Source organism: Pseudoalteromonas sp. SA25 (assembly GCF_011378705.1).
In the GTDB taxonomy this organism is placed as follows: domain Bacteria; phylum Pseudomonadota; class Gammaproteobacteria; order Enterobacterales; family Alteromonadaceae; genus Pseudoalteromonas; species Pseudoalteromonas arctica.
Map to the genome: position 1 here is coordinate 26,002 of NZ_WTKV01000015.1, position 13,647 is coordinate 39,648.

Consider the following 13,647-nt stretch of genomic DNA (forward strand, 5'->3'; position numbering starts at 1 on the left):
AAGCGAAAGGATGATCCTTTCGCTTTTTAAAAGAGTAATTTAGTTTTTAAACTAAATCATCAATAAACTCAACAGCACGACCAATGTAATTAGCAGGTGTTAGTTTTTTCATTTCTACTTTAGCGTGCTCAGGAAGGTCTAAACCATCGATGAAGTCAGCCATTATTTCTTTGTTTACACGTTTACCACGTGTTAAATCTTTAAGTTTTTCGTATGGCTTTTCAATACCATATTTACGCATAACTGTTTGAATCGGCTCGGCTAGTAATTCCCAGTTTTGATCAAGCTCGTCAGCTAAACGTTGCTCGTTTACTTCAAGCTTACTTACACCTTTAAGTGTTGATTGGTATGCAATAATTGCATAACCCATACCTACACCTAGGTTACGTAATACGGTTGAATCAGTAAGGTCACGCTGCCAGCGAGAAACGGGTAATTTTTGTGCAAGATGAGCAAAAATAGCGTTTGCTAAACCTAAGTTACCTTCTGAGTTTTCAAAATCAATTGGGTTAACTTTATGTGGCATTGTTGATGAGCCAATTTCGCCAGCAATTGTTTTTTGCTTAAAGTGATTAAGGGCAATGTAACCCCACATGTCACGGTCAAAATCTAACAATATAGTGTTAAAACGTGCAATTGCGTCAAACAACTCTGCAATATAGTCATGCGGTTCAATTTGTGTAGTAAATGGGTTTAGTGTTAAGCCTAAACTTGATACAAATTTATCTGCATGTGTATGCCAGTCGTAATCAGGGTATGCGCTAAGGTGTGCGTTGTAGTTACCTACAGCACCGTTAACTTTACCTAGCATCTCTACTTGTGCAATTTGCCCACGTTGACGCTTTAAACGCATATATACGTTAGCAAACTCTTTACCCATAGTTGATGGTGTAGCAGGTTGTCCGTGCGTACGAGTCATCATTGGGATTGTTTTGTATTCAATTGCTTTAGCTTTAATTGCGCTTAAAAGTTCATCGCAATAAGGAAGTAAAACATTTTTACGCGCTTCGCTTAGCATTAAACCATGAGATAGATTGTTAATATCTTCTGAAGTACAAGCAAAGTGAATAAATTCGTTTATTGCATGAAGCTCACTGTTATCGGCTACTTTTTCTTTTAGTAGGTATTCAACCGCTTTAACATCGTGATTTGTAGTGCGTTCTATATCTTTAACGCGTTGTGCATCAGCTTCACTGAAGTTATCTACAATGGCGTTTAGAAGTGCATTAGCTTCTTCGCTAAATGCAGGTACTTCTTTAATATCGCTTGCTGCAGCTAACGCTTGCAACCAACGCACTTCAACAATTACGCGGTATTTGATTAAGCCAAATTCGCTGAAAATACTGCGTAGTTCAGTGGTTTTGCTGCCGTAGCGACCATCCACTGGAGAGATAGCCGTTAACGCTGAAAGCTCCATAATAACTCCTAAATTTTAGTTTGAACGATAGTTAAATTTTTGTTTTAGCAATGGCGAGTATTTTTCTTTTTGCAAAGAAAAAGTGACGGCGTTTACCGCCCATTTGTCGCCATAATACTGCACTTCTAATGCCGGCTAATAATAACGCACGGATTTTATTTTGAGTGAGCTGCTGTTTTAATAACTCGGGTTTGCCATAAACCTGTATTCGGTGCCCAAGGGGGCTCAGCACCGACGAGTATATATCTGCTAAACCGGCAACAACGCTCTCATCGGTAATAGCAAAGTGGTCTAAACGACGATGAATATCATCAATTCGTTTACCTAATTCGTTTAAGCTTTTGTCGTTTGCACTTAGTGCTCGCTCAAGCTGCATTAAACCACCTACGTACTTTACAATTTCAACATCTTTTTGAGCGCCTGCGGTTAGCTGCGCCATTAATGTTTTGTAACCATCACGTAAGTTGTCAGTACCTTGGTAAACATCTTCTGGCGATGCCGGAGATGTTTGAATAATACTTGAAAGTAATATTTCTAAATCATGTTCGTTATTGTTGCCATATTGGGCAATTTTTTGGACTTGTTTAGCAGCCTGGCACATGGCGGCAAGCGCCATGACTTGGTGTTCATTCATTACTTAATCACCGAATCAATAATACCGCCACCTAAACAGATATCTTCTGCGTAAAATACGGCAGATTGACCAGGCGTCACTGCTTTTTGTGGCTCGTCGAACAATACGCGGGCCATGCCGTCTTCACCTACAAGTAGGGTACAGCTTAAGTCTTCTTGGCGGTAACGCGTTTTTACTGTGCAGCGAGTTGTGCCTTTAGGGCCAATACGGTCTACCCAGTGAAGTTGGTTTGCGTTAAGACCGTTGCTGTATAGGCGAGGGTGATCTTTACCTTGGCCCACAATAAGTACGTTACGTTCTAAATCTTTATCAACTACGTACCATGGTTCGCCAGAACCTTCCTTCATACCACCAATTAACAAGCCTTTGCGTTGTCCAAGTGTGTGGTACATTAAGCCTTCGTGCTCGCCTACGTTGTTACCGTCAGTGTCTTCGATAACGCCAGGTTGCGCTGGTAAGAACTTTTGTAAAAAGTCTTTAAATTTACGCTCACCGATAAAGCAGATACCTGTACTGTCTTTTTTATCATGAGTGATTAGGTCTTGTTCTTCTGCTATGCGGCGTACTTCTGGTTTTTCGATATCGCCTACAGGGAATAACGTTTGCCCAATATGTTCATGGCTTAGAGTATATAAGAAGTAGCTTTGATCTTTATTGTTATCAAGTCCGCGACACATTACGTATTTGTCATCGCGAAGCTCACGGCGAACATAGTGACCCGTTGCAATAAAGTCAGCACCGAGTGCTTGAGCAGCAAATTCTAAAAAGGCTTTAAATTTAATTTCTTTGTTACACATTATATCTGGGTTAGGTGTACGACCTGCTTTGTACTCAGCTAAAAAGTACTCAAATACGTTGTCCCAGTATTCTGCTGCAAAGTTTACTGTGTGAAGCTCAATGCCTAACTTATCACACACTGCTTGTGCATCTTTTAAGTCATCAGCAGCAGCACAGTATTCATCATTGTCGTCTTCTTCCCAGTTCTTCATAAACAGGCCTTCTACTTGGTAGCCCTGTTGTTGTAATAAATATGCAGATACAGAAGAATCAACACCGCCGGACATGCCAACAATGACTTTAATGTGACTATTTTCGCTCATGAATAATTTCGCTTATACAGATTGCTGTTAACTTGGAAAGGCCGCGATTATAGCATGTATTTTGTTTGTGCTTAAAGAGACTAAGGGCGCAAAGAGGGGAATTAGTCAGTATTTTATTTATATAACAAATAGCAAACTAGACTTACGAAGTATTGTATAAAATAATTTATCTGTTTATTTAATTAAAAACGATACTTTGAAGCACCTATGGGTGCTTAAATTAATCGTTGTAAATTGTATCTAAACTCAAAGGTATCTTGTTTAAGCTATCTTCAATACATTTAAGGACTAAAGGGCTTCTAAGCGGTAGTGATTTTATTTGCTCTAATGTATACCAGTTAGCGCTGATAATGTCGGTATCTATTGGCGTTGGCGCTTTTATATTATCAGGCGCTTCAAATAAGAAGCAGAATCGCAAATAGTGCACTCCATTTTCGGCATGCAAATTATACACACCTAAAAAGCCGACTGGCTCAAGCGCTAAGCCTGTTTCTTCAAGTAGTTCTCTGCTTGCGGCTTGTGCAAGAGTTTCGTTTTGCTCTAAATGACCCGCTGGTTGATTGTAACAAATTTGCTTTGTAAATTTATCGCACTCTTTTACAAGTAAAAACTCATTTTGCTTTTTTACTATTGCCGCAACTGTTACATGCGGTTTATGCATCAACTACACCCTTAATTACTTTGTATTCACCACAATTAATATCATCTAACGTATAGTTGCCAATACTGTAGCGAATAAGGCGAAGTGTAGGGTGGCCAATATGCGCGGTCATTCGGCGAACTTGTCTGTTTTTACCTTCATTAATTGTAATACTTAGCCAAGTGGTAGGGATTGCTTTTCGCTCGCGTACAGGCGGATTACGAGTCCAAATTGTAGGTTCATCAATTATTTTTACGTTCGCGGGGAGTGTAAGCCCGTCTTTAAGTTCTACGCCATTGCATAAATCATTAATTGATTCGCTTGTTGGTTCACCTTCAACTTGTGCCCAGTATGTTTTATTCGTTTTTTTATCAGGTGCAGTTAAGGTGTTTTGCAATTTCCCACAGTTTGTTAAAAGTAATAAACCTTCACTGTCTCTGTCTAATCTTCCTGCTGCGTAAACTTCTTTAATAGGGATGAACTCAGCGAGAGTTTTTCTGTCTGCGTCATCCGTAAATTGGCATAGCACATCAAATGGTTTATTGAATAACACAATTTTTCTGTCTTTAGATGCTATTTGCAGCTTTATTTCTCTTTTACCTGAAGGCGTTTTGTTAAGTGCATTGCGTGAATAAGTACGCCCTGTACTTCTTTTTGGCTTGGATTCAGTTACTTGATTATTGCCTGATTTAGATCTCATTATATGCACCTAGCTGGTTTTGGTAATCCGGCGATTTTTGTTGCTTGCTTAGCAGGGCCTTTAGGGAATAATTTATATAAATAAAGGCTGTTTCCTTTGTCTTCACCGAGTGCTTTTGCCATTGCTTTTACAAGCATCCGAATTGCTGGGCTGGTGTTATATTCAATATAAAAATCACGAACAAAGTTAATGACTTCCCAGTGTTGAACGCTAAGGGTAATGTTTTCTTGGATAGCAATTACAGGTGCTAGCTCCTTTGACCACAAAGTATGGTCAAGCAAGTAGCCTTGTTTGTCGGTTTCAATTTGTTGGTTGTTAAATTCAAGCATGAGTTACCACGTAATTGATTGATTAGTTGATAAAGTGAGTGCCACAAAGTCTTCATAGCTAATGGCTTTATCGTTATCTGTTAATTTTATTGCACGTACTTGCGCGTCTTGTTCAAGTATTAACAGTGTATCTGCAAATTGCCTAAATTGTTTTTTTGCAAAGCAGGCATCACCAACAAGTAGCACGTTATCGTCTGATAAAATTAAGTTCTCTAGCTGATTTGCCGAGTAATAGTTAAGCGGCTTAGAAAAAATATGTAATGTACTCATAAATTCACCACATGTTGCTGCGCTTTAATTAATGTTTGTTGTTGGCTAAAGTTGAGTGCTTTTGCCTCTATGAGTAAATCATGTTTATTTAAACCATAATCAAGCAATGACTTTTCACACACGTAGATGTTTTCAACATCATAGATTTCGAGTGTTTTAATGTTTTTAAAAAAATCTTTTAATCCAATATTGTTTGGTTGTTGATGCTTTTTTAAAGCCAAAACGGCGGGGCCGCTAAACAACCAACTCACATTTTGGTCAACGGCAGCAAATATCAATGTCATATCAAGTGCATCACGAATATTTAAATCGTCAAATGGACTGCACTGACTCATTACTAATACGTTTATCATTTAAATTGCACCCATTTATCAGCGTCGCTTGCAAGCATTGCAAATTCAGCTAGCCCTGCGACTGCAAATACACCTGTGTTTTTAATATCTAACCCGCGTTTTTCAGCGGCGGTAACACACAGCATTAAATTTAGTTTTTGATCGGCGAGTTGCTGCCAAAGTGCTGAAATTTGAAGTTCGTCTGAGGATAAATCAAAGTGGGTAGATGCATGATAAATACCTTGCTGGTATAAAAAAATAGCATCAATGGTGTGCCCTTGGGCTAAACATGCATTCGCAAACTTAACAATGCGTTGCGTTGTATCGTGATCGGATGGTGGTGTATGTAATGAAAGAACAAAACGTGACAAAACAATTCCAATAAAAAAGCCCCAATTAAGGGGCTATTTTAACAGAACTATTTAATTAGTCATCACTTGCGCCAAGTAGAGCAAGTAAAGACGTAAATAAGTTATATACGCTTAGGTATAAAGATACTGTTGCGCGAATGTAGTTGGTTTCGCCGCCGTTAATGATTCGGCTTGTATCGAATAAAATCAAACCAGACATGATCAATACAACTGCAGCATTAAGCACCATAAACATAAGTGAACTGCCAACAAAAATGTTAACAATACTAGCTACAATCACAACGATTAAGCCAACCGTTAAAAAGCCACCCATGAATGAGAAGTCTTTTTTAGTGTTCAGTGCGTAAGCAGATAAACCAAAAAAGATAAGCGCAGTAGAACCTAACGCTTGCATAATAAGCATTGGGCCATTAGGCATTGCAGCATAATGGTTAAGCAATGGACCTAAGCCAGCCCCCATTAAACCTGTGAAAGCAAACACCCAAAATACACCAGATGCTGTATCTGCTTTTTTATTTACAACAAATAATAAACCGAACGAAACAAGTGTAAACACAATTCCCATAAAGTAAGGTAATTGTAGTGCCATTGAAATACCGGCTGTAACTGCACTGAATGCAAGTGTCATAGCTAGTAAAAAGTAGGTGTTTTTAAGTACCTTGTTTGTTTCAATGGTAGACATTACCGGTTTCGCGGTATTGTACGATTGATTAAACGCCATTGTAGAGCTCCTTTAAGTGAAACGTGTGTGTTTCGATAATTTAACTAAAATTAGATTACCAACTCTTATATGTTTGGGCAAACCTTTGTAGATCAATAGAGTTAAATATTTAAATAAAAGAGTATTGACGGCTAAATTAAAAACACTTTGTTCTAACTTTAGACAAATTAATTGTTTTTTAAGCACTTAAACAATTAATTTAAAAAAAAGCTTCACAAAAGGGATGGGTTTCCCTATTATGCAGGCCGTGCGGAGAGATGGCAGAGTGGTCGAATGCACCGGTCTTGAAAACCGGCATGGGTTTATAGCCCATCTAGGGTTCAAATCCCTATCTCTCCACCACTTATTTGATAAGTGTGTGGTAATTAAAGTATCATTCATTTAAATAGTTATTAGTACACTCTTACTTCTAACTTAGCAGTATCGGAGAGATGGCAGAGTGGTCGAATGCACCGGTCTTGAAAACCGGCATGGGTTTATAGCCCATCTAGGGTTCAAATCCCTATCTCTCCACCATATAACAAAATAGCCCGCTAATTTAGCGGGCTTTTTTGTGTTTGGAACAAAATTAGTGCACTTATACCAATCCGCAATAATACTTAATCATTTTGCGGGGCTAAACGTGTCGCTCCCTGCGTTAAAAAATTCTCATTTAGAACAACTAAATAGCAAATTTTTTGCCTAGCTATCAACACGTTTTTCCGCCCTCAAAATAGACCACTTAATTAAGCGAATTGGTATTACATGTTTTATCTCTCATTAGTAAAATCTTAAAAGCAGATAGAATTGCTCACACACCATCTTCTGCTGTTAAATAACGTTGATGTTCTCTTCCTTTTTTTGTTTTTAATAAAACTACCATCACAAAAAATTTTAAATGAGTTGGAATGCACATATTAATGTGTGCTATTTTTAAACATTGGTGGATTAAAGGTATGCAAAATAGGATGTTGTGGCTCAAAGATGATCTAGATTCGAGAAAGTTAGTTGTATATCGTGCCGTCATGTTTTCGTTTATAGCGCTTTTTGTACTTTTTGTATTTCAACCTTTTGGCACTTCAAGCGATACCGAGTCTTACAAGTTTCTGCGGCTTTTTGGCTATGGGTTAGTAACCTTTTGTGCTTTGCTATTGTCAGGATTCATAGAAATAGTGTTACTTAAGTTTAAGCTAAGTAAATTAAGCCGTTTAATTATTATTCCTGTCACATATATTTTAATTACTGCGTTATTCAATCATGGGTATTTTGTGGTTGCTGTACTTGGGTCTTGGCATTGGCAGAATCAATTACTTTTTGTAGGGTATATTTTTTGTATTGGTGTATTTCCTCTTATTTTTTTACTTGTGGTAAATAGGCATGTAATAGATTTAACTAAGCCAAGTACAGTTAGCGTCGTTCAAGAGCAGTTGAGAGAAGTTGAATTAAAGACAATTACTCTTAAAGGCGATAATAAAAACGACGAAATTAACACGGCTCATCACCATATTTTATTTATTAAATCTTCAGACAACTATTGTGAAATAACAATACTGGAAGGAGCTTCAACTTCACGTAAACTATTACGTGTATCTCTTAGCGGTTTATTAAAGCAGCTTCCAGAAAATACAATTATATTACGATGCCACCGTTCTTATGCGGTCAACCTGCAAAACATTCAGCACTACAGTGGTAATGCTGGAGGGTTGCAATTATCGCTGCATACAATTGATATTAAAATACCGGTGTCTCGTTCTTATGTAAAAGTAATAAAAGATGCTTTGTCATTAATCCCAAAAACATGTTAATCCCCCCTAAAACATGGGCTTTATACCTCGTCTTGTAATTGAGACCTAATAAGTCGCTTTGTATTTTTACTATTGCCAAGATTAAGTTGAAATTTACAACTTAACGAGGAAAGTAGATATGAAATACGCTATCAAGGCACTTGTAATAATTTCTATATTTGTATTTTGCCACTATGTAATGAGGCAGTTTTGGGGAGAAGGTTGGTCTAGCTGGTTGTCTGAACTTGATAATCTAACTGGCATTTTATTTACCCCCGCTAAATATACTTTTTTATATGGACCGTTAGTTATTGCGGCTATTCTTTTGTTTAAACAAAGTGAGCCTTTTGAATCTATAGGGCTTAATTCTTCTGGTTTTATTAACTATGCACTCGCAGCAATTATTTGTTGTGCTCCTATGGCAATAGGTTATGGATTTTTGAGTGATGAACTTAACCTATCAATACCAGCAATAATCACCGGCTCAGTTTATGCGGGTTTTTTTGAAGAGCTAATTTTTAGGGCTGCATTGTTTGGTGTTTTATTTAAATATTGTAGATGGGGCTTTGTGCCTGCGGCATTGATTAGTTCAGTAATATTTGGCCTGGGCCATATTTATCAAGGTAATGATGCGATTTCTGCATTGATGGCGGTTGCGATCACTACTGTAGCAGGTACATGGTTTGCGTGGCTATATTGTGAATGTGGTTATCGTATTTGGTTTCCTATGTGGATGCATATTTTTATGAATGCAGCTTACGGAATATTTGGTATGTCGGGCGGCGCAGTAGGTGATCTACAAGGTAACTTATTTAAAGCAACAGCAATTGTACTAAGTATTGTGTATGTTGAGATGCTAATTCGACGAGGAAAGCAGCGTGAAGTTACATTATCAAAATTATTTCAATGCACTAAAAGTGGCCTTTATACGCAACAAGCTAACTTAAATTGATTGGGAAACGACCATGCTAGAACTATTTATTGTAATAATTATATTTAGCTCACCCTTTTTGATTCTTACTATTACTAAACGTTATTTCGCTTATAAAACTACAATAATGGCAGCGCAAGCAAAATTTAAAGGACTGAATAATAATAAGATAACAAAATTAGAGGAACAAACAGCGATGTTGAACAAAAGATTGGCAGTGCTAGAGGAAATAGTAACATCTCGCCACTTTGAGTTATCAAATAAAATAGCTCAGTTATAAGCACTTTGATAAGTATAACCCAAACCTATGAGCCTATTAATTTATTAATAGGCTCATACTGCAATAAGGTTTATTTTTAATCATAAATTACGACCATAGTCTCTATTTCTAAGCTTTAGATCTTGGTGCATGCTTAATACATTAAAATTTATACTCTGTATTAAGGATTATTAGATGAAACATCAACTCGCAAAAAGCGTCGCGCTTTCATTATTGTCCCCGGTAATTATTGGCAGCTTGTTAGGATTGTATTATGCACTAACGCTACAGGGTGATTTCTTATCCGTATTTTTTCAACTGTTAATGACTGCTATCTCAAATGCACATATTGTAGGCTTAACGATGGCGGCCTTTGTTGTGCCAGGGTATTTACTAATGTTTAAGTATTCTAAAGTTAATTATTCAGGTGTATTAACGCTTGGTTTGTTAGGTGGCGCTATATTTAGTTACTTATTAAGTGCCTCAACTGGCGAGATATTTTTGATTAATAGTGTTATGTCAGCATTTGCAGCCGGACTGTTTTTATTTGGTCTTCGCAAATCGGTAAAAAAATAATCGCAGCATTATTAACCAAGCACGCTGATAAACGGTGCGATTTCCTTTTTTTTACCTCCAAAAGGTTCCAATTTTTCACGACAAAGAGTACCTTTAGCTACTGTATGTTTAATAAGAAGTAGTTTGGTATGCAAAAGCACGATTTTTACCAGTCATTAGTTAAGCAAACTGAATCGCTGATAGCTGGTGAATCTAATGTAATTGCCAATTTGGCAAACATAAGCGCGCTGTTATTTACCTCTTTAGAAGATGTAAATTGGGCGGGCTTTTACTTTATGGATTCTCCTACTGAATTAGTACTTGGTCCGTTTCAAGGTAATCCTGCATGCATCCGTATTCCCGTTGGGAAAGGGGTATGTGGAACAGCTGCGGCAACCGCTGAAACACAATTAATTGAAGATGTTCACGCTTTTGACGGGCATATAGCCTGCGATGCAGCGTCTAACTCTGAAGTAGTTGTACCTATCATGAAACATGGTAAAGTATTCGCAGTACTAGACATTGATAGTCCAAGTATTGGCCGGTTTGATGCTGATGATAAAGCTGGCCTTGAAGCATTAGTGAAATGCTTAGAGGCGAGCCTTTAATGAAAGATTTGCTAAATGTTCAAGACTACCTATTTGCTGTGCAAGATGTTGGCGACTGGGAAGGCGAAGAAGAGCATGTAGCGGAAACGCTCAATGATTTAATTCATATTGCATGGGATCGTCTTCCAGATGATTCAGAATGTGAATTTATTGATGAAACAATTAATGGTATTTGGGAACACCTTCGGGGTGATATGGCTGTAATAGAAGCCGATTTCGAAGAGTTGGTCGACTGGGTAACACACTACGTCGATTCGTCCCTTGATGAAAAGATGTGAAAAATAGGTTCTAAAATGGAAACCACAAACAAGCTAAAAGATATTAATGAAGTGTTGGAATTTTTATATCAAGAATTCCCACAATGTTTTAAACAAAAAGATGGCATCAAGCCGCTTAAAGTAGGTATTTTTAAAGATATTGCTGAGCGTATTGAAGGGTCTGAAAAAGTAAGTAAGACTCAAGTTCGTCAAGCGCTTAGAAAATACACGTCTAATTGGCGTTATTTAGAAGCTGTGACAAAGTCAGAGTTTCGTATTGATCTTGATGGTAATCAAGGTGAAAAAGTTGAGCAAGAGCATATCGACCATGCACAAAAAGCATTGGAAGAAAGCCGCGCTAAAATGGCAAAACGCAAAAAACAACAGCGTCCTCGCCAAGATTCTGATTCTAAATCTTTCAAGAAAAAACCAGCTCATGCTAGCAAAGCAGGCGATAAAAACGCACCTGCAGCTAACAAACCTGCTAAAGCAGCGCCAGTTAAACGTTCAGGAAAAATTGAACCTTTACCAGCAACTGAGGTCAAGGTTAATAATAAGGTTAAGGTTAAACTTGGCCAAGCACTTGTAAATGCAGTAATCACTGAAGTGAACAAAGATGACGTTCATGTTGAATTAGTGACAGGTATGCAAGTTAAAACCAAAGCTGACAGCTTATACATCGTTTAAGTTGTAAATAAATTAAGGAGTTGTGTATGAGTAAAAAGTTTACGCTCATTCCGTTAGTTGCTGCCCTGTTTTCAGGTTCATTATTTGCTGCTGTAGAAGCCGTTACAATTGACGATTTACCCCAGCTTAAGCAAGAGAGTCAACATGGTACTGCTAGCAAACGAGTGGCCAGCTTATTTGCTCGTTCACACTATACACCGGTTCGATTTAACGATGAGCTTTCTAGTAAAGTGTACGATCGTTATATCGAATCCCTTGATTTTAATAAAAGCGTTTTCTTAGCCAGCGATATCGCTTCTTTTGAGCAATATCGTGATGACTTTGATAACGCTATTACTACCGGTAAATTAGACTTTACGTTTGATATTTTTAACTTAAGTCTTAAACGCCGTTTTGAACGTTACGAGTATTCACTTACTTTACTTGAAAAAGAAATGACGTTTGATAAAGAAGATGAATACTTTTTTGACCGTGAAGATTCAGCATGGCCTGTGTCACAAGCTGAGCTTGATGAAATTTGGCGTGAGCGTGTAAAGTACGACGCACTGCGTTTAAAAATGACGGGTAAAGATTGGGAAGGCATTAAAGAAGTGCTGACCAAACGCTATAAAAATGCAGAAAAACGTTTAGTACAATCTAATTCAGAAGATGCTTTTCAAATTGTTATGAATTCGCTAGCACGTAGTATTGAGGCGCATACGTCTTATTTATCGCCACGTCGTGCAGAGCAATTCAAAATGGATATGGATTTAGAGCTTGAGGGCATTGGTGCCGTGCTAAGCCCTGATGAAGACTACACTGTTATTCGCAGCTTAGTGCCGGGAGGCCCTGCAGATAAAACAGATCAAATTAAAGCTGATGACCGCATTATTGGTGTTGCCCAAGATGGCGAAGAATTTGTAGACGTAATTGGCTGGCGTTTAGATGACGTAGTTGATTTAATTAAAGGTCCTAAAGGGACTAAAGTACGTCTACAGTATTTAAAAGGTGTTGACGCTCACGGCGCACCTAAAGTTGTTGAAATCACGCGTGATAAAATTCGACTTGAAGATAGAGCGGCTAAATCAGAAGTATTTGAAGCCAAATACTCTGATTTAACAAGTAAAGTTGGCGTGATTGAAATTCCAGGCTTTTACAATAATCTTTCGAAAGATGTAAAAGTTGAGCTGGCTAAGCTTAAAGAAGAAAAAGTTGATGGTATTATTATCGACTTACGCCAAAATGGTGGTGGTTCTTTATATGAAGCAACACAATTGTCTGGTTTGTTTTTTGACCAAGGTCCAGTTGTTCAAATTCATACTTTAAATAACCGTATTGAAGAGCAAAAAGATCGTGATGGTATAACTTATTACGATGGTCCTTTAACTGTTTTAGTTGACCGTTACAGTGCCTCTGCTTCTGAAATATTTGCAGCAGCTATGCAAGATTATGGTCGTGCAGTTATTATTGGCGAACAAACTTTTGGTAAAGGTACAGTACAGCAGCACAAAGGCTTAGGCCGCGCTTACGATTTATATGATAATGCGCTGGGTAGCGTACAATATACGATTGCTAAGTTTTATCGTATTAACGGTGGTAGTACGCAACATAAAGGTGTGATCCCTGATATTTCGTTTCCATCAGCAATCGATCCTGCAGAGTGGGGCGAAAGTAAGCAAGATAATGCACTTCCTTGGGACAGCATTGTTAAAGCGAAATACAAAAAATTAGGTAATTTAACACCTATTATTACGTACCTTGAGAAACAACACGAAGTACGAATTAAATCAGAACCAGAATTTGGTTATGTATTTAACGACATTACCTTATACAACGAAGAGAAAGACCGTAAAACTATCTCTTTAGTTGAAGCAGACCGTATTAAAGAAAAAGATGAAGGTGAAGCACGTGCACTTGTACGTACTAACGAACGTCTTAAGCGTTTAGGTAAAGATCCGGTAGAAAACTTAGACGATTTACCTGAAGTAATTGAAGAGCTTGACCCATTTTTGGAAGAAGCTGCATTAATTACTCAAGATTATATTAATTATGGTCGTATAGCTAAGAAGTAACAACTGGTTTTACCTCTATAAA

The 13,647-nt window shown here is 37.7% G+C and carries 18 protein-coding genes and 2 tRNA genes; 10 read left to right on the top strand and 10 right to left on the bottom strand.

What is annotated here, in order from left to right; translation table 11 throughout:
- Positions 1–46 precede the first annotated feature (46 nt).
- The 10 genes from purB to GQR45_RS13190 all read right to left on the bottom strand — a co-directional run bounded on the left by purB (position 47) and on the right by GQR45_RS13190 (position 6,514).
- Positions 47–1,417, bottom strand: a complete 1,371-nt coding sequence (purB, locus tag GQR45_RS13145) for an adenylosuccinate lyase (RefSeq protein WP_024589170.1) — start codon at positions 1,415–1,417, stop codon at positions 47–49.
- 31 nt (positions 1,418–1,448) lie between these two features.
- Positions 1,449–2,051, bottom strand: a complete 603-nt coding sequence (gene hflD / locus GQR45_RS13150) for a high frequency lysogenization protein HflD (RefSeq protein ID WP_024589171.1) — start codon at positions 2,049–2,051, stop codon at positions 1,449–1,451.
- Positions 2,051–3,151: a tRNA 2-thiouridine(34) synthase MnmA gene (gene mnmA, locus GQR45_RS13155; protein ID WP_007580201.1), complete on the bottom strand. Its 1,101-nt coding sequence runs from the start codon at positions 3,149–3,151 to the stop codon at positions 2,051–2,053. Before mnmA ends, hflD begins: the two co-directional genes overlap by 1 nt.
- A gap of 220 nt (positions 3,152–3,371) precedes the next feature.
- Positions 3,372–3,812 (bottom strand): NUDIX hydrolase, encoded by a 441-nt coding sequence (locus tag GQR45_RS13160; RefSeq protein ID WP_165726179.1) that lies wholly within the window; start codon positions 3,810–3,812, stop codon positions 3,372–3,374.
- Positions 3,805–4,491, bottom strand: a complete 687-nt coding sequence (locus GQR45_RS13165) for a pseudouridine synthase (protein ID WP_165726180.1) — start codon at positions 4,489–4,491, stop codon at positions 3,805–3,807. The genes GQR45_RS13160 and GQR45_RS13165 overlap by 8 nt, the downstream gene beginning before the upstream one ends.
- On the bottom strand, positions 4,491–4,820 hold the full coding sequence (locus tag GQR45_RS13170; protein WP_007580207.1) for a TusE/DsrC/DsvC family sulfur relay protein: 330 nt from the start codon (positions 4,818–4,820) through the stop codon (positions 4,491–4,493). The genes GQR45_RS13165 and GQR45_RS13170 overlap by 1 nt, the downstream gene beginning before the upstream one ends.
- Positions 4,821–4,823: 3 nt before the next feature.
- A complete protein-coding gene (locus GQR45_RS13175; protein WP_007580209.1) occupies positions 4,824–5,090 on the bottom strand; it encodes a DsrH/TusB family sulfur metabolism protein in 267 nt (88 codons plus the stop codon).
- Complete coding sequence (tusC, locus tag GQR45_RS13180) at positions 5,087–5,443, bottom strand: sulfurtransferase complex subunit TusC (protein ID WP_007580210.1); 357 nt, start codon at positions 5,441–5,443, stop codon at positions 5,087–5,089. The genes GQR45_RS13175 and tusC overlap by 4 nt, the downstream gene beginning before the upstream one ends.
- Entirely contained in the window at positions 5,440–5,793 is a 354-nt protein-coding gene (tusD, locus tag GQR45_RS13185; protein ID WP_007580212.1) for a sulfurtransferase complex subunit TusD, read from the bottom strand. Before tusD ends, tusC begins: the two co-directional genes overlap by 4 nt.
- 55 nt (positions 5,794–5,848) lie before the next feature.
- The gene (locus GQR45_RS13190; RefSeq protein ID WP_007580214.1) at positions 5,849–6,514 is read right to left on the bottom strand and encodes a Bax inhibitor-1/YccA family protein; all 666 of its coding nucleotides are present in this window, start codon (positions 6,512–6,514) and stop codon (positions 5,849–5,851) included.
- Positions 6,515–6,765: 251 nt separating this feature from the next.
- Between GQR45_RS13190 and GQR45_RS13195 the strand changes: the two genes are divergently transcribed.
- From GQR45_RS13195 to prc, 10 genes are all read left to right on the top strand, one after another.
- A tRNA-Ser gene (locus GQR45_RS13195) sits at positions 6,766–6,856 on the top strand.
- Positions 6,857–6,939: 83 nt separating this feature from the next.
- Positions 6,940–7,030, top strand: a tRNA-Ser gene (locus GQR45_RS13200).
- Between the two features lie 383 nt (positions 7,031–7,413).
- Positions 7,414–8,298, top strand: a complete 885-nt coding sequence (locus GQR45_RS13205) for a LytTR family DNA-binding domain-containing protein (protein WP_101216246.1) — start codon at positions 7,414–7,416, stop codon at positions 8,296–8,298.
- A gap of 118 nt (positions 8,299–8,416) precedes the next feature.
- A complete protein-coding gene (locus GQR45_RS13210; RefSeq protein WP_165726181.1) occupies positions 8,417–9,229 on the top strand; it encodes a CPBP family intramembrane glutamic endopeptidase in 813 nt (270 codons plus the stop codon).
- A gap of 13 nt (positions 9,230–9,242) precedes the next feature.
- Positions 9,243–9,488 carry a hypothetical protein gene (locus tag GQR45_RS13215; RefSeq protein ID WP_165726182.1) on the top strand — a complete coding sequence of 82 codons (246 nt, stop codon included), beginning with the start codon at positions 9,243–9,245 and terminating at the stop codon, positions 9,486–9,488.
- Between the two features lie 174 nt (positions 9,489–9,662).
- Entirely contained in the window at positions 9,663–10,043 is a 381-nt protein-coding gene (locus GQR45_RS13220; RefSeq protein ID WP_007586920.1) for a hypothetical protein, read from the top strand.
- A gap of 128 nt (positions 10,044–10,171) precedes the next feature.
- The gene (locus tag GQR45_RS13225; RefSeq protein WP_007586917.1) at positions 10,172–10,630 is read left to right on the top strand and encodes a GAF domain-containing protein; all 459 of its coding nucleotides are present in this window, start codon (positions 10,172–10,174) and stop codon (positions 10,628–10,630) included.
- On the top strand, positions 10,630–10,908 hold the full coding sequence (locus GQR45_RS13230; RefSeq protein WP_002961910.1) for a hypothetical protein: 279 nt from the start codon (positions 10,630–10,632) through the stop codon (positions 10,906–10,908). Before GQR45_RS13225 ends, GQR45_RS13230 begins: the two co-directional genes overlap by 1 nt.
- 15 nt (positions 10,909–10,923) lie before the next feature.
- Positions 10,924–11,574 carry an RNA chaperone ProQ gene (gene proQ / locus GQR45_RS13235; protein WP_007586916.1) on the top strand — a complete coding sequence of 217 codons (651 nt, stop codon included), beginning with the start codon at positions 10,924–10,926 and terminating at the stop codon, positions 11,572–11,574.
- Between the two features lie 26 nt (positions 11,575–11,600).
- Positions 11,601–13,625, top strand: a complete 2,025-nt coding sequence (gene prc, locus GQR45_RS13240; protein WP_165726183.1) for a carboxy terminal-processing peptidase — start codon at positions 11,601–11,603, stop codon at positions 13,623–13,625.
- The last annotated feature ends 22 nt before the right edge of the window (positions 13,626–13,647 follow it).